Source organism: Streptomyces mutabilis, assembly GCF_046628145.1.
Classification (GTDB): Bacteria; Actinomycetota; Actinomycetes; order Streptomycetales; family Streptomycetaceae; genus Streptomyces; species Streptomyces mutabilis.
In genome coordinates, this window is the sequence record NZ_CP176874.1 from 3,073,883 (window position 1) to 3,090,239 (window position 16,357).

General features: G+C 73.7%; 12 protein-coding genes. 9 read left to right on the top strand and 3 right to left on the bottom strand.

Annotation, left to right across the window (positions count from 1 at the left end):
- Window positions 1-2: 2 nt before the first annotated feature.
- The 7 genes from ACLIN4_RS13670 to ACLIN4_RS13700 all read left to right on the top strand — a co-directional run bounded on the left by ACLIN4_RS13670 (window position 3) and on the right by ACLIN4_RS13700 (window position 12,263).
- On the top strand, window positions 3-1,349 hold the full coding sequence (locus ACLIN4_RS13670; protein WP_411575821.1) for a carbohydrate ABC transporter permease: 1,347 nt from the start codon (window positions 3-5) through the stop codon (window positions 1,347-1,349).
- Window positions 1,346-2,263: a carbohydrate ABC transporter permease gene (locus ACLIN4_RS13675; protein WP_100046946.1), complete on the top strand. Its 918-nt coding sequence runs from the start codon at window positions 1,346-1,348 to the stop codon at window positions 2,261-2,263. The genes ACLIN4_RS13670 and ACLIN4_RS13675 overlap by 4 nt, the downstream gene beginning before the upstream one ends.
- Window positions 2,264-2,426: 163 nt before the next feature.
- A complete protein-coding gene (locus ACLIN4_RS13680) occupies window positions 2,427-4,688 on the top strand; it encodes a bifunctional glycosyltransferase/CDP-glycerol:glycerophosphate glycerophosphotransferase (RefSeq protein WP_411575822.1) in 2,262 nt (753 codons plus the stop codon).
- Window positions 4,689-4,839: 151 nt separating this feature from the next.
- Window positions 4,840-7,047 (top strand): CDP-glycerol glycerophosphotransferase family protein, encoded by a 2,208-nt coding sequence (locus ACLIN4_RS13685; RefSeq protein ID WP_382087632.1) that lies wholly within the window; start codon window positions 4,840-4,842, stop codon window positions 7,045-7,047.
- Between the two features lie 7 nt (window positions 7,048-7,054).
- Window positions 7,055-9,289 carry a bifunctional glycosyltransferase/CDP-glycerol:glycerophosphate glycerophosphotransferase gene (locus ACLIN4_RS13690; RefSeq protein ID WP_411575823.1) on the top strand — a complete coding sequence of 745 codons (2,235 nt, stop codon included), beginning with the start codon at window positions 7,055-7,057 and terminating at the stop codon, window positions 9,287-9,289.
- A complete protein-coding gene (locus ACLIN4_RS13695) occupies window positions 9,286-10,566 on the top strand; it encodes a hypothetical protein (protein WP_382054179.1) in 1,281 nt (426 codons plus the stop codon). Before ACLIN4_RS13690 ends, ACLIN4_RS13695 begins: the two co-directional genes overlap by 4 nt.
- 101 nt (window positions 10,567-10,667) lie before the next feature.
- Window positions 10,668-12,263 carry a hypothetical protein gene (locus ACLIN4_RS13700; RefSeq protein ID WP_411575824.1) on the top strand — a complete coding sequence of 532 codons (1,596 nt, stop codon included), beginning with the start codon at window positions 10,668-10,670 and terminating at the stop codon, window positions 12,261-12,263.
- On the opposite strand, the gene ACLIN4_RS13705 is transcribed toward ACLIN4_RS13700, so the two are convergent.
- Entirely contained in the window at window positions 12,264-12,677 is a 414-nt protein-coding gene (locus tag ACLIN4_RS13705; protein ID WP_107478249.1) for an organic hydroperoxide resistance protein, read from the bottom strand.
- 129 nt (window positions 12,678-12,806) lie between these two features.
- Here ACLIN4_RS13705 and ACLIN4_RS13710 point away from each other — a divergent pair, with 129 nt between their 5' ends.
- Window positions 12,807-13,277: a MarR family winged helix-turn-helix transcriptional regulator gene (locus ACLIN4_RS13710; protein WP_100046940.1), complete on the top strand. Its 471-nt coding sequence runs from the start codon at window positions 12,807-12,809 to the stop codon at window positions 13,275-13,277.
- A gap of 75 nt (window positions 13,278-13,352) precedes the next feature.
- Window positions 13,353-14,333, top strand: a complete 981-nt coding sequence (gene galE, locus ACLIN4_RS13715) for a UDP-glucose 4-epimerase GalE (RefSeq protein WP_307652730.1) — start codon at window positions 13,353-13,355, stop codon at window positions 14,331-14,333.
- Window positions 14,334-14,389: 56 nt separating this feature from the next.
- Here galE and ACLIN4_RS13720 read toward each other — a convergent pair whose 3' ends face one another.
- Window positions 14,390-15,655 carry an SGNH/GDSL hydrolase family protein gene (locus tag ACLIN4_RS13720; protein ID WP_411575825.1) on the bottom strand — a complete coding sequence of 422 codons (1,266 nt, stop codon included), beginning with the start codon at window positions 15,653-15,655 and terminating at the stop codon, window positions 14,390-14,392.
- A 99-nt stretch (window positions 15,656-15,754) separates the two neighbouring features.
- Entirely contained in the window at window positions 15,755-16,306 is a 552-nt protein-coding gene (locus ACLIN4_RS13725) for a carboxymuconolactone decarboxylase family protein (protein ID WP_290014486.1), read from the bottom strand.
- Between the last annotated feature and the right edge of the window lie 51 nt (window positions 16,307-16,357).

A 16,357-nucleotide genomic window follows, 5' to 3' on the forward strand; every position in this document is an offset into this window, starting at 1 on the left:
CGATGGCGTCGGCCACGGCGGCAGGAGCCTCCCGGGGCCCTGCCGCCCCCAAGTCGCGCAAGAGCGTGACCGGCACCCGCAGAACCGTGGCGGCCCTGTTCCTGCTGCCCGCACTGGTGCTGCTCGGCGCGCTCGTGGTCTACCCGATCGGGTACTCGCTGATCCGCAGCTTCTACGACCAGTCCGGCGACTCCTTCGCCGGATTCGACAACTACCAGGCGCTGTTCACCGACGACGGCATCCGCACCGCCCTGAAGAACAACGTGATCTGGGTGGTGTTCGCGCCGACGGTCGCCACCGCGCTCGGCCTGATCTTCGCCGTGCTGACCGAACGGGTGCGCTGGGGCACGGCGTTCAAGCTGGTCGTCTTCATGCCGATGGCCATCTCGATGCTGGCCGCCGGGATCATCTTCCGGCTGGTGTACGACCAGGACCCGGACAAGGGCGTCGCGAACGCGGTGTGGGTCGGGGTGCACGACACGTTCGCCGAGTCGTCGGCGTTCCCGAAGGCGCACCCGGGCCGCGAGTCGCCGCTGGAGCCGGCCGGTGGCGGCGCGTTCATCACCAAGCAGCCGGTGAGCGCGGGCGAGACGGTCGTCCTCCCCCTGGTGGGCGTCGCCCCGGACGTGATGCCGGACGGCGCGGAGAAGGCCGTGGCCCCGGAGCCCGAGGACGGGAGGATCACCGGTACCACCTGGCAGGACTTCACCCGCGGCAAGGGCGTCGGCAAGCTCAACGGCGTCGACGCGGCCGAGTTGGGCTACGCCGGGATGAAGATCGAGGCGGTGAAGGACGGCGAGGTCGTCGCGGAGACCACGGCGGCGGGCGACGGCACCTTCACGCTCCCCGCGGTGGCCGACGGGGCGCAGCTCAGGCTCCCCGCCGACAACTTCAAGGAGCCGTACAACGGCCTGAACTGGCTCGGTCCCTCCCTCGTCACCCCGGCCATCATCGGGTCGTACGTGTGGATGTGGGCGGGCTTCGCGATGGTGCTGATCGCGGCCGGGCTGGCGGGGGTGCCCCGGGAACTCCTCGAAGCGGCCCGGGTCGACGGCGCCAACGAGTGGCAGGTCTTCAGACGGGTCACGGTCCCGCTCCTCGCGCCGGTCCTCGCGGTCGTCGTCGTGACCCTGATGATCAACGTGCTGAAGGTCTTCGACCTGGTCTTCATCATCGCCCCGGGTTCCTCGCAGGACGACGCGAACGTCCTCGCCCTGGAGCTGTACCGCAAGGGCTTCGCCTCGGACCAGCCGGGCGTCGCCAGCGCCATCGCGGTGTTCCTGCTGCTCCTGGTCATCCCGGTGATGTGGTTCAACGTACGGCGGCTGCGGCGGGAGGTGCGGCGATGACCGCGGACGCGGGTTCCCTCACCGAGGCGGCCGGGCAGCCGTCCGAGAGCGCCGTCAAGGCGAAGCAGTCCCTCGGCGCACGGCTCGTCGAGGGCGTCAGCGGCGGACTGGTCCGGGTGTTCCTGATCGTGGTGGGCCTGTTCTGGCTGGTCCCGACGATCGGCCTGCTGCTGTCCTCCCTGCGCACCCCCCGGGACATGGCGGCGGGCGGCTGGTGGGAGGTCTTCACCGAGCCGTCCCAGCTCACCTTCCGGAGCTACGAGGAGCTGCTGAAGAACGGCGACATCACCTCCTCCCTGCTCAACACCGCGCTGATCACGGTCCCGGCGACGGTCCTGGTCGTGATCATCGGCTCGCTGGCGGGGTACGCCTTCGCGTGGATGGACTTCCCGGGGCGCGACTGGTGGTTCCTGGCCGTGGTCGGCCTGCTCGTCGTCCCCGTCCAGGTCGCGCTGATCCCGATCGCCGAACTCTTCGGCAAGATCGGCCTGTTCGGATCGGTCGTCGGCGTGATCCTCTTCCACGTCGGCTTCGGTCTGCCCTTCGCGGTGTTCCTCCTGCGGAACTTCTTCGCGGAGATCCCGAGGGAGCTGCTGGAGGCGGCCCGGCTCGACGGCGCGGGTGAACTGCGGCTGTTCGTACGGGTCGTGATGCCGCTCGGCGGACCGGCGATCGCGAGCCTCGGCATCTTCCAGTTCCTGTGGGTGTGGAACGACATGCTGGTCGCGCTGATCTTCTCCGACTCCGGGAGCCAGCCGATCACGGTCGCCCTGCAGACGCAGGTGCGGCAGTTCGGCAACAACATCGACATCCTGGCGCCGGGCGCGTTCATCTCGATGGTGGTCCCGCTGGCCGTGTTCTTCGCGTTCCAGCGGCAGTTCGTCTCGGGCGTGATGGCGGGCGCCGTCAAGTAGGCGCGGGAGAAACACCCTTGAAGGGGCGGGCCGGTCGGCGGTCCGCCCCTTCCTCGTCCGGGCGTGGTCCCCCGAATGCCGCAGGGACCGTAACCAAGTCACTCCACCGGCCGTTCCCGGGCCGAACGCCCGCGCCGATCCCGCCGACCCACTGGATGTCCCCGTGCCCAGGTTCAGTGTCATCGTCCCCGCGCACCAGGTGCAGGCGTACTTGCCCGCATGCCTGGAATCGGTGCTGTCCCAGTCGTACCCGGACCTCGAACTGATCGTGGTCGACGACTGCTCGCCGGACGCCTGCGGCGCGATCGCCGACGAGTTCGCGGCCCGCGACGGTCGGGTGCACGCCGTGCACCTGCCCCGGAACCTGGGCCTCGGCCCCGCCCGCAACGCCGGTCTGGAGCGGGCCACCGGCGACTACCTGGTCTTCCTCGACGGCGACGACACCCTCACCCCGGACGCGCTCAGGGCCCTCGCCGACCGGATCAAGGAGACCGGCGAGCCGGACGTCCTGGTCTACGACTACGCGCGCACCTACTGGACGGGGGAGGCGGTCCGCAACCAGGCCGCCCGGCACCTCGCCGAACGGGGCCCGGCGCCGTTCCGGCTCGCCGACCGGCCCGAGCTGCTGAAGCTCCTGATGGTGGCCTGGAACAAGACGGTGCGGCGCGAGTTCGCCGAGCGCGAGGGCCTCACCTTCCCGCCCGGCTACTACGAGGACACCCCGTGGACCTTCCCGGTCCTGATGACGGCCCGGTCCATCGCCACCCTGGACCGGGTCTGCGTCCACTACCGGCAGCGCCGGCACGGCAGCATCCTGGGCACGCCCAGCGAGCGGCACCTGGACGTCTTCGCGCAGTACGACCGGGTCTTCGCGTTCCTGGAGTCGCGTCCGGAGCTGGACCGCTGGCGGCCGGCGCTGTACCGCCGCATGGCCGACCACCTGGCGACGGTGTTCACCCGACCCGACCGCCTCCCGCGCCGGCTGCGCGCCGAGTTCCTGCGCCGGGCCCGCGTCCACTGCCGCCGCTACCGGGTCCCCGGCGCGCCCGCCCCGCTGCCCGTGCGGCTGCGCCACGCCCTGCTCCGGCTGGGCCTGCGCCGCACCTGGCAGACCCTGCGGGTGGCGTCGTCCCTGCGCCGCCGGGCGGTGAAGGTCACCGCCGGACTGCTGCGCGCCGCGCGGACCGTCGCCCTGCGCGCCCACTACCGCGTCCAGCGCTGCCTGCCCCTGCGCGCCGACCGCGCCGTCTTCGCCGCCGACGACGGCCGGGGACACGGCTGCGACCCGGGCGCGCTGGAGGAGGCGTTCCGCGAGTTCGCGCCGCACGTGCGCACGGCGTGGGCCGCCGACCCCGCGCACCACCACACGGTCCCGACCGGCACCCGCCGCCTGACCCCCGGCACGGCCGCCCACTGGACGGCGCTGGCCCGCTCCCGCTACCTGGTGCACGACGCCGCCTTCGACCCCGGCCTGGTCAGGCGCAAGGGCCAGGTCCTCGTCCAGACGCGGGCCGGGACGCCCCTCAAGCACATGGGCCTGGACCTCTGGGAACGCCCGGCCGCCGCCGGCCGCACCGAGGTCGCGAGGCTGCTGCGCGACGCCGGCACCTGGGACTACGTCGTCTCCGCCAACCGCCACTCCACCCTGACCTGGGAACGCGTCCTCCCCGGCCGTTACACCACGCTGGAGTACGGCCAGCCCCGCACCGACGTCCTCCAGCGGGCGACACCCGCCGACGTGGCCCGGCTGCGCGAGACGCTCGGCATCCCCGAGGGCACGGTCGCGATCCTGTACGCGCCCACCCACCGCGACTACCGGCGCACCCAGCGCGCCGCCCTGGACCTGGAACGCGTCGTCACCCGCCTCGGCCCGCGCTTCATGGTGCTGGCCCGCGCCCATCCCCGCCACGGCGGCCCGCTCGCCGAGTCCGCCGGCCGGGTGCTCGACGTCAGTGACCACCCGAGCGTCCAGTCGCTGTGCCTGGCCTCGGACGCCCTCGTCACCGACTACTCGGCACTGATGTTCGACTACGCGGGTCTGGACCGGCCGATCGTGCTCCACGCCGACGAGCCGGAGGCGTTCGAGGCGGCCCACGGCACCTACGTCGACCTGCGCGACTTCCCACCGGGCGCGATCGCCCGGGACGAGGACGAGCTGATCGGCATCTTCGCCGGCGGGCACTGGTGCGGTGCCCGGTCCGCGCAGCTCAGGGCCGCTTTCCGGGAGCGGTTCTGCCCGCACGACGACGGCCGCGCCGCCGAACGCGTCGTACGCCGTGTGGTGCTCGGACAGACGGACCTACCGCCGGTCGTGCCGCTCGCCGAGCGCCGCCCGGCGCCCTCCGCCGCGGCCGGCCTCGCCCGCGCCCCGCTGACCACCGTGCCGCAACCGGCGGGGCCCCGCACCGTCACCGACAGCCTCTGACCGCCGTTTGTCCACCGGGAGTCCGCATGCCCCGCGACTCGTCGCGGCCCACTGAGACCCGGCCGCCCGACCGGCGGCCCACGGGACGACCGGGCCGGCAGGGCCTGCGGGGCGACTCCCGACGGACCAGGACAACGAGAGAAAGAGCAGCATGCCCCGCTTCAGCATCATCGTCCCGTCCCATGGGGTCGCGGGGCGGCTCTCCCAGGCGCTGGATTCGGTACTCGCCCAGTCCTTCGGCGACTTCGAGCTGATCCCGGTGGGTGACTCCGCGGACCGCGCCGCGGCGGACGTCGTCGGGGAGCGCGCCGAGCGGGACTCCCGGGTGGCGCCGGTGCACTCGCCGCCGACGGCCGGCCTGGCCGGGGCGCGCAACGCCGGGACGCGGGCGGCGACCGGCGCCTACCTGCTGTTCCTCGACGGCGACGACGTCCTCGTCCCGGGCGCGCTGGCGGCGCTGGACGGGCGGCTGGCGGACACCGGCGGCGTGGACGTCCTGCACTTCGAGCACGAGCGGGTGCCCTGGTGGGAGGGTGAGCCGGCCAACCCGGCCGCCCCGCTGCTGGCGAAGGCCCCCGACGGCGCCTTCACCCCCGACCGCGCCCCGCACCTGACCGGCGTGCACCTGCCCGCGTGGAGCGCGGTCTACCGCCGCACCTTCCTGACCGAACGGCGGCTCGCCTTCCCCGACGGGCACTTCACCGACATCGGCTTCGGTGCCCTGGTCGCGGCGCGCGCCGAGCGCGTGACGGTGCTGCGCTCCGTCGTCGTACGGCACATGGTGCGGCGGCAGGGCAACCGGCTGAACCTGCCCGGCGCGCACCACGCGGAGCTCCTGGACCAGGCGGAACTGGCGCTCGCGCACGCCGCCGAGCGGGGGCTGCCGGAAGAGCGGAGGGGGCCGCTGTTCGAGCAGCTCTTCGCCGCGATCCTGAAGACCGCCACCCATCCGCGGCGCCTGCCGCGCACGGAGCGCCGGGACTTCTACCGCCGGGCGAGCCGCCTCTACCGCCGCCACCGCCCGGCCGGCTTCCGGGCGCCGGGCGGCCGGCTGGGCGTGCAGCACCGGCTGCTGGCGTCCGGGTCCTACGCCGGCTTCCGCGCCCTGCGCGCCGCCAACCGGGCGGCCACCGGCGTCCTGCGGCGCCTGCCGCGCCCGCACGGGCTGCGCACCCGCCTGCTCTACCGCCGCCACCTGCGCCGCCCGCTGGACCCGAACCTGGTCGTCTACTGCGCCTACTGGGGCCGCGGCTACGCCTGCAACCCGGCGGCGATCCACTCCAAGGCCCGCGAACTCGCCCCGCACCTGCGCGCGGTGTTCCTGGTCGAGCCGGACCAGGCGCACACCGTGCCCGAGGACGTCGACCACGCCGTCATCGGCAGCCGGCGCTACTGGGAGGTGCTGGCCCGCGCCAAGTACCTGGTCAACAACGCCAACTTCGCCGAGGGCGTCGTCAAGCGCCCCGGCAGCGTGCACGTGCAGACCCAGCACGGCACCCCGCTGAAGACCATGGGCGTCGACCAGTCCACGTACCCGGTGGTGGCGGCCGCGAGCGGCAGCTTCACCAAGCTGCTGGGCCGCGTGGACCGCTGGGACTTCAACCTTTCCGCCAACCGCCACTCCACCCGGATGTGGGAGCGCGCCTACCCGGGCTCCTACGAGCAGCTGGAGTACGGCTATCCGCGCAACGACGTCTACGTCACGGCGACCGCCGAGGACGTCGCCCGCGTGCGGCGCGAACTCGGCGTTCCCGAGGGGAAGACGGCCGTCCTGTACGCGCCCACGCACCGCGACTGGGAGGCCGGGTTCGGTGCGGGCGCGCTGGACCTGGAGGCGTTCTGCGAGGCGGCCGGCGAGGACGTGGTGGTGCTGCTGCGCGCCCACTACTTCTACGACCGGGGCGGCAGGAGGAGCAGCGGCCGGATCATCGACGTGACCGCGCACCGCTCGGCCGAGGACGTGTGCCTGGCCGCCGACGCGCTGGTCACCGACTACTCGTCGATCATGTTCGACTACGCCAACCTGGACCGCCCGATCGTCGTGTACGCCGACGACTGGGACGTCTACCGGGAGACCCGCGGCGTCTACTTCGACCTGATGGCGGCACCGCCCGGGCCGGTGGCGCGGACGCCGGAGGAGCTGGCCCACGTCTTCCGCGACGGCTCGTACGCGGGCCCGGAGTCGGCGGCGCTGCGGGCCGCCTTCCGGGAGCGGTTCTGCGAGTTCGACGACGGCCGGGCCGCCGAGCGCGTGGTGCGCCGGGTGCTGCTCGGCGAGCCGCCCGAGTCCCTGCCGCCCGTGGTCCCGCTCGCCGAGCGCGTCCCGGCCCCCGCCGCCGCCACCCTCGTGAGGAGCTGATCCCGCCGTGCCCCGCTTCAGCGTCATCATCCCCTGCTTCAAGGTGCAGGGCTTCCTGCGCGAGTGTCTGGACTCGGTCCTGGACCAGTCGTACCGGGACATCGAGGTCGTCGCCGTGGACGACTGCTCCCCGGACGACTGCGGCGCGATCCTCGACGAGTACGCCGCCCTCGACGAGCGGGTGCGCGTGCTGCACCTGGAGGAGAACGTCGGCCTCGGCCGGGCCCGCAACGCGGGACTGCCGCACGCCACCGGCGACTACCTGTTCTTCCTCGACAGCGACGACACCCTCACCCCGGGCGCCCTGCGCGCGATGGCCGACCGGCTCGCGGAGGTGGACGACCCGGACGTCCTGGTCTTCGACTACGCCCGCACCTACTGGTGGGGCGGCACCCGGCGCAACGTCCTCGCCCAGGTGCTCGCCCGGACCGACGAGACCTTCACCGCCGCCGAGCGCCCCGAGATCCTCGACCTGCTGATGGTGGTGTGGAACAAGGTCTACCGGCGGGACTTCGTCGAGCGGGAGGGCTTCACCTTCCCGCCGGGCTACTACGAGGACACGCCGTGGACCTTCCCGGTGATGTTCGCCGCGGGGCGGATCGCCACGCTGGACCGCATCTGCCTGAACTACCGGCAGCGCCGCCAGGGCAACATCCTGTCCACCACCAGCCGCAAGCACTTCGACGTGCACGCGCAGTACGAGCGGGTCTTCGCGTTCCTCGACGACCGGCCCGAACTGGCGGCCCGCTGGCGGCCGTTCCTGCACACCAAGATGGGTGAGCACTGCCTGGACATCCTGTCCAAGCCGGACCGGCTGCCGCCCTCGGACAAGGCCGAGTTCTTCCGCCGCACCGCCGAGATGTTCCGGGCCCACCGGCCGCGGGGCGCGGAGGTCCCGGCCGAGCTGCGCGTGCTGGAGCGCGGGACCCTCGGGTACCCGGCCTACCGGCTGCGGCGGGAGTCGGGCCGGGCGGGCCGGGAGCTGGAGCGGCGGGCACGGCAGGCGCGCGGGTCGGTCGCCGGGCGCCTGGGCCGGGTGCGGACCGCGGTGCGCACGCGCCGCCCGGTCGATCCCGGCCTCGTCGTGTACTCGGCGTTCTCCCACCGGGGCGTGCTGGGCGATCCCGCGGCGATCCACCGCAAGGCCCGCGAGATCGCCCCGCACCTGCGCGGCGTGTGGGTGGTGCGCGGCGAGGAGGAGGCGGCGTCGCTGCCGCCGGACACCGAGCACGTGCTCCTCGGCAGCGCCGACTACCACCGGGCGGTGGAGCGGGCCGCGTTCCTCGTCAACAACGTCAACTGGCCCTACGCGGTGCCCAAGCGGCCGGACAGCGTCCACATCCACACCCACCAGGGCACCCCGCTCAAGTACATGGGCGCCGACCTGCTGGGCCGGCCCGGCGCCCGGCACGGCCTGGACGTGCCGCAGATGCTGCGCCGGGCCGACCGCTGGGACCACAGCCTCGTCGCCGGCCGGTACGCGGAACGGATGTGGGAACGGGCGTACCCCTGCCACTTCGCGTCCGCGCGCACCGGCAGCCCGCGCAACGACGTGCTGATGAACGCCGGGCCGGAGGCGGGCCGCCGCACGCGCGAGCGGCTCGGCGTCCCCGACGGGAACACCGTGGTGCTGTACGCGCCGACCCGCCGCGAGTACCGGCGGGGCGGGTACGTGGAGCGGATCGACCTGGCCCGGCTCGCCGCCGACCTCGGCGACGGCCACACCCTGGTGGTGCGGCTGCATCCGTCCCTGGCCGGCGGACCGGCGCGCGGCCTGGGCCTGTCGGAGCTGCACCGGCGGGGCGTGCTGATCGACGCGACCGACGAGCCGCACGTCGAGGACCTGATGCTCGCCTCCGACCTGCTGATCACCGACTACTCGGCCCTGATGTTCGACTACGTCCTCCTGGACCGGCCCGTCCTGGTCCACGCCGACGACTGGCCCGCCTACACGGCGAGTCGCGGCGCCTACTTCGACATCACCGCCGAGGCACCGGGCCACGTCTCGCGCTCCTACCGGGAGCTGGCGTGGCTGCTGGCCTCCGGGGCGTGGCGGGACGAGGAGGCGGCGCGGCTCAGGTCCGCGTTCCGGGCCCGGTTCTGCGAGTACGAGGACGGCCGGGCCGCCGAGCGGGTGGTGCGGACGCTGCTGCTCGGCGAGCCGATGCCGGAGCCCGGCGGCGTGCCGGGCGCCCGGACCGTCCCGGACGCCACCGGCAGCGACCTGCTGGCCTCGCCGTGAGGCCGCGCACCTGGGTGCTGCTCCTGGCCGCGGTGTTCGCCCTGCTCCAGCTCGCGAACGTCACCGGCCGGGACACCCCCGACACCAAGAACTACCTGTCGTACGCCCTGAGTCTGACCGGAGAGAGCAAGCGCGGGGTGGCGGCGGCCACCATCGACTACGTGTGCGCGAGCAAGGCGTCGACGGCCCGCCGTGACCAGAGTGTCCACGTGGTCCGCTTCCACCGTCCCGACCCCACCGACCGGGTCATGGACGAGTGCCGGGAGCGGGAGTGGCGGCAGGTGGAGCCGAGGCTGGCGGCCGGGCAGACCGGCGGGCACACCGTGCCGTACATGACGGAACGCTTCATGCGGATCTTCGAGGCGCGGCCCGGCTACCCGCTGTTCCTGGTGCCGTTCGTGACGCTGCTCGGGGTGACGTGGGGGCTGTGGGCGGCGGGCGTCGTCATCGCCTGCGCGGGCGGCGTCCTGGTCTTCCTGATCCTGCGCACCCTGTCCGTGCCGGTGCCGCTCGCGCTGACCGGGCAGGCGCTGTACTACGTGCTGCCGTGCGGGACGACGGCCATGCGCCCGATGACCGAGGGGCTGCTGATGGCGCTGACGCTGGCGGCGGTGTGGGGGTGCGCGCTGGTGCTGCGGGAGGGGCGGCGGCGGGCCGGGTACGCGCTGGTCGGCGGGTCGCTGCTGGCCCTGTTCGCGGTGAAGCATTCCCAGGCGCTGTTCCTCGGGGTGTGCCTGGCGGCGGCGGGTGCGCTGATCGCGCTGCGACGGTACCGGCGGGGCCGTCCGCCGGGCCGGGACGTGCTCGCGCTCGCGGCCGTCGGGCTCGCCGGTGCCGCCGTCACGGTGCTCCTGTCGGGACTGCTGCGCTACCCGTCCGTGTCCGACAGCCTCCAGGACCTGCTGACCGGCCATTTCGCCCGGCCGGACCGGAAGGACCCGTGGCCCGAGTTCTGGCAGTTGCAGGGCAACTTCTGGGTGGAGTGGCTGCGCCGGCAGGCGTGGGAGCCGCTGTTCGTCGCGGCCCTCGGCGCCGGAGCGTGGGGCGCGCTGCGGCGCGGTGGCGCGGTCGGGGTCTTCCTGGTCGCGGCGGCGTTCACGGGCGTCCTGACGCAGGCGGGGCATCCGGACATCGACATCTGGGGCGAGCGGCTGATCGTGCTGGCGTGGCTGCTGCCGGTGGTGGGCATTCCGCTCCTGCTGGAGCCGGTGCTGCGGGGCGGCCGGGTGGAGCTGCCGGCGCAGGGGCAGACCGAACGGGCGCGTGCGGCCGGCTGACGGTCACTCGATGCGGTGACGTGAGGTCAGGCCGTTGACCTCGGAGGGACCGCCGGGAACATACGGCAAATGCCCCGAATGTCCCACCCTTCGTCCGTCCCGTGAGCGCCGGTGTCCTCGTCCGGCGGCCCGGGCGCGGTGCGACGGCGCTGCGCGGCGGCCGGTCCTGGCGTCCCACCCCGTACCAGGCCGTCGGCTTCCTGTTCTTCCTCCTGATGACGCTGGCGTACTGGGCGGTGCCGCTGTGCTGCGACGCCGGCCAGCACGCGGCCGTCGTCGAGCGCCTGAAGGCGGACCTGCTCCACCCGCGCCACCCGATGGCCGACCTGCCGGGCGAGGGCAGCGCCTACTACTCGCCGTACGCCGTCGCGCAGGGCCTGTTCGCCCGGCTGACCGGGCTGGGCGGCTGGGAGGTGGTGCGGCTCGCCGGTCCGCTGAACCTGCTGGTGCTGCTGACCGGCCTCGGCCGCTTCGTGCGGGTGCTGAGTCCGCGTCCGTGGGCGCCGGTGCTGGCGCTGGGCGCGATGACGCTGCTGTGGGGCACCGAGCGGGCCTGGTGGAGCGGCTACCTCGGGCTGATGTCGATGACGGGCAACCTCGGCTACCCGTCGGCGTTCGCGATCGGGCTCACGTTCTGGGCCTGGGCGCTGACGGGCGCGCGGGCCCGGGACGCGCGCCGGGTGCGGTACGTGGGGCCGAGCGGGCTGCGCGGCCTGCCCGGGTACGCGGGGCTCGGCCTCCTGTACGGCCTGATCCTCCTCGTCCACCCGATCACGGCGGTGGCGGCGGCGCTGGGCGCGGTGGCGCTGGTGGCCGGGTGGCAGCGGGGATGGCGGGGGCCGCTCGCCGGGCGGTGGCGCGGATGGCGCGGCCCGGTCGCCGGGCGGTGGGCGCTGACGGGCGGCGTGGCGGCGGCCTCGGCGGCGCTGTGGCCGTACTTCGACGTGTTCGCGCTGGCCGGCGACGAGAGCGTGGACGGGATGCACCGCGTCCTGTACCTGGACCTGCCCGGGGAGTTCTGGCTGGCGCTGCTCGGGCTGCCGGCGCTGTGGCTGCGCGGGCGGGCGTCGGCGCGTGATCCGCTGGTGCTGATGTTCGCGCTGGACTGCGCCGTGGTGGCGTACGGCTGGTTCAGCGGCCACTACACCTACGGCCGCATCCTCGGGCTGACGCTGGTGCCGTTGCAGTTCGCCCTGGCGGTGGAGCTGGCGGCGCCCCGGCCGTGGGGGCGGTGGCGCGGGGCGCTGGGGTGGGCGGCGGCCGCGGGGGCGCTGCTGGGCTTCCTCACCGTCCAGGCGGGGGCGGTGGTGCCGCGGGCGCTGGACCCGGTCGGCTTCGAGCAGCCGCCGCACTGGCCGACGTACGAGTGGGCGGCGCGGCACATCGGCCCCGGCGAGGTCGTGATCACCGACGGCTACTACGCCGGGCACGCCATCGCCGGGTACGGGCCGAACCTGGCGGCTCCCGCCTGGCCGGACCCGTCACTGGACGAACGGGAGCGCCTGCGGCGGGTGGCCGACGTCGAGGCGTACCTCGAGCCCGGCTCGACCCGCGCCGAGCGCGCCGCCGTCGTCCGCCGCTACCACGTCCGCTGGCTGCTGCTGACGCGCTGGCAGCCGGTGCCCGAGGAGGCGGTGGTGGTGGCGTGGAGCGAACGGACGGGAGAGGTGCTGGCGCGGGTCCCGGCCGGGGAGTGACTACTCGATGACGAGGTCGACCGGGATGTTGCCGCGGGTGGCGTTGGAGTAGGGGCAGACCTGGTGGGCCTGCTCGACCAGCTTGCGGCCGGTCTCCTCGTCCACGCCCTCGGGCAGCTCGACGCGCAGCGTGACGGCGAGCGCGAAGCCCTCGCCCTGCTTGCCGATGCCGACCTCGGCGGTCACCGCGGCGTCGCTGACGTCGACCTTCGCCTGCCGGCCGACGAGGCCGAGGGCGCTGCCGAAGCAGGCGGCGTACCCGGCGGCGAACAGCTGCTCGGGGTTGGTGCCCTGGCCGTTGCCGCCCATCTCGACGGGGATGCCGAGCGCGAGGTCGAGCGTGCCGTCGGAGCTGACGGTGCGGCCGTCGCGGCCGTGGGTGGCGGTGGCGGCGGCGGTGTAGAGCGCGTCCATGGGTGAACCGTCCCTCACTGAAGATCTGCGGAGAAGCGTCTCGGTGACGCCTGACACCCACCAGTAGAGCACGCAATTAAGTTGTGCACAACTAAATGGCGCGCAAGACCGGTCGGCTACCCTGGAGGCATGACCACGCCCGCAACGGACTGGCTCCGCCTGGACCAGCAGATCTGCTTCTCCCTGAACGCGGCCTCGCGCGCCTTCAACGGCGTCTACCGCGTGGTCCTCAAGGACCTCGGGCTCACCTACCCGCAGTACCTGGTGATGCTGGTGCTCTGGGAGCACGGGGAGCTGCCGGTGAAGAAGCTCGGCGAGCACCTGCGGCTCGACTCCGGCACGCTGTCGCCCCTGCTCAAGCGGCTGGAGGCGGCCGGTCTGGTCCGGCGGGAGCGCAGCGTGCGCGACGAGCGGTCGGTCCGTGTGCGGCCGACCGGGGAGGGCGTGGCGCTGCGCGAGCGGGCCACCGAGGTGCCGCGCCGGATCGCGACGGCGACCGGTCTGGACCTCGCGGAGGTCCAGGAACTGCGCGCCCGCCTCGACCGGCTCACGGCGGCCCTGGACACGTACGGCACCGAAGCGGCCCCCACCGCGTCCTGACCGGTGCGGGGCCCGTCGGGCGCCGGGATGACGGATCATGACTACCGAGGACCACTGACGAGGGGACGGCCGCACATGACCTGGCTGATCACCGGCGGCGCCGGATACATCGGGGCGCACGTCGTACGCGCGATGACCGAGGCGGGCGAGCGGACGGTCGTGTACGACGACCTGTCCACCGGGATCGCCGAACGCGTGCCCGACGGCGTCCCCCTGGTGGTGGGCTCGGTCCTGGACGGCGAACGGGTAGCCCGCGCCCTCGCCGACCACTCCGTCACCGGTGTGGTGCACCTCGCCGCGAAGAAGCAGGTCGGCGAGTCGGTGCAGCTGCCGCTGGACTACTACCGGGAGAACGTCGAGGGCCTGCGCGTCCTGCTGGAGGCGGTCACGGCCGCCGAGGTCCCGTCCTTCGTCTTCTCCTCCTCCGCGGCCGTGTACGGCATGCCCGACGTGGACCTGGTGACGGAGGAGACGCCGTGCCTGCCCATGTCGCCGTACGGCGAGACCAAGCTGGCCGGCGAGTGGCTGGTGCGTGCGACCGGCCGGGCGACGGGGCTGTCCACGGCATGCCTGCGCTACTTCAACGTGGCGGGCGCGGCGAGCCCGGAGCTGGCCGACACCGGCGTCCACAACCTCGTCCCGATGGTCTTCGAGAAGCTCACCGAGTCCGCGGCCCCCCGGATCTTCGGCGACGACTACGCGACGCCGGACGGCACCTGCGTCCGCGACTACATCCACGTGGTCGACGTGGCCGAGGCCCACGTCGCCGCGGCCCGCGCCCTGGGGTCCTCCCCCGGTCGCACCCTCACCCTCAACGTCGGCCGGGGCGAGGGCGTCTCCGTCCGCGAGATGATCGACCGCATCAACGCCCTCACCGGCTACGGCCACCCCCCGACGGTCACTCCGCGCCGCCCCGGCGACCCGGCCCGCGTGGTCGCCTCGGCCGACCGCGCCGCCGTGGAACTGGGCTGGAAGGCCAAGTACGACGTCGAGGACATGATCACGTCGGCGTGGGCGGGCTGGGTGCGGCTGCATCCGGGGGCCGCGCGGGACTAGGGCCCGTCCGGGCCGGGCACCGCGTCCGCGCCCGCCCGGCGGGAGGAGCGACCGGTTCAGCGCTCCAGGGCGGCCAGGTCGATGGCCTCCGCCATGGCCCGGTAACCGGCGGGTCCGGGGTGGAGGTGGTCACCGATGTGCAGGCCGTCCCGGATGCGGCCGGTGCCGTCGGGGTCCAGGGCGCGGGCGAAGTCGACGACGGCGTCGTACTCGCCGCCGCTGCGGATCCACTCGTTGACCTCGGCACGGATCGCCTCGCCGGCGGCGGACCAGCCCGCTGCCCCGCGGTAGGGGGTGAGCGTGGCGCCCACGGCCCTGACCCCACGGGCCCGGGAGGCGCGGATCAGTGCGCGGTGACCGTCGATCAGCCGCCGCGCGGTGACCGGCGGATCGTCGCGGCCGGCGTCGCCCGTCGGATCGTCGGTCCCCTGGATGTCGTTGATGCCCATCAGGACGATCACCGTTCCGACCCGCGGCTGCCCGAGCACGTCCCGCGCGAACCGCGAGACGCCCGCGTCACCGCCGAGCGGCGAGTCGGTGAGCAGCCTGTTGGAGCCGATGCCGGCGTTCAGGACCGGGCGGGGCCGACCGGCGGCGATCAGTCGCTCGGCGAGGACGTCGGGGTAGCGGTCGTCGCCGTCGACGGTCGCGCCGAACCCGTCCGTGATGGAGTCGCCGAACGCGACGACCGCGTGCGGCAGCGGGCGTCCTCCGAAGGTCTCGACGCCTTCCAGGTAGTACCAGGAGCCGAACCCGGGCTCGACCTTGTCCGTGTAGGCGGTGGCGTCCGCATCGCGGTGGTGGTCACCGGCGGCGCGGTAGGTGGTGGTCATCGACACCTGGTGGTAGGTGGCCGGACCGGTGGCCGCCTCGAAGTACAGCGTGACCGTGAGTTGTTCGCGCGGTTCGGTGGGCAGGGCGACCGGGTCGCTGACGACGCGGCCCCCCGCGGGGACGGTGGTGGAGGGGGAGCCGTCGAACCGCAGGGTGCGCATGGTGTCCGGCCGCACGGCCGCACCGGAGGCGGTGCGGCCGATGCCGGCACCGGCGAGGTGCAGGGGTGCGGTGCCGTAGGCGTTGGACACCCGGATCCTGATCTCGGTGCCGCCGGTGTTCACCCGGACGATCTGCCGGAGCGACTGGTCTGCGAAGCCCCGCTCGGCCCAGGTCTCGAACCACGGCGCCCCGGACGGCCGCATGACCGGCGTGGTCCACGCACCGTGCCAGACGGTACGGGTGTCGGTCACCGGGCGTCCGCCCTCGACGGGGCGCCTGTGCGTGGCGGGCGTGAGCAGTGCAGGGCGGTACTCGGATGAACTCATGGTCGGGCGCTCTTCCTTCCGTGTGCTTCCGGGTGGTCGGGGTTGGCGAGGGGCAGCGGGGCGTCGGTCCCGTGCCCCTCTTCGAGGCCGTTGCGGGAACTAGCCGGCCGGGGCCGTACGCCACTGCTCGGCCATCGACACGCCGGGCAGCGGCTTGCCGATCAGCGCGATGGGGACGAAGAAGTTGACCTGCCCGATCGCCATGGCGAGGGTGACCAGCGCCTTGGCGTCGTAGTGCTCGGCCGCCCGCGCGTACAGGGCGTCGGGGACGCGTTCGGTGTGCCCGCCCGGCGTGAGCACGGCCTCCACCAGCTCCAGCGCCACCCGCTCGGCGTCGGTGAAGTAGGGGGCGTCCCGCCAGGAGGCTACGGCGGCGATCTTCTCCTCCGGCACTCCCGCACGGCGGGCGTTGCCGGTGTGCATCACCGTCAGGTACGTGTTTCCGACCAGCTGCCCGGCGCGCAGGTGGACCAGGACGACGGTGCGGCGCGGAACCGTCCCGTTGCCGGCGATCTTGAAGAGGGCGGTGCTGACGTCGCCGAGTTCGGGAACCAGCTGCTGGGGGTCGGAGAAGCGGGAGGTGAGGGTGTCGAGGCCGGCCGTGGTGGCGTCGGTGGCGTTCGTGGCGTTCGCGTCGTTCGTGGCGTTCATCAGGAGTGTCCCTTCCGGAATGCGGGCCCTCGGACCCGGTGTCATCGGCTC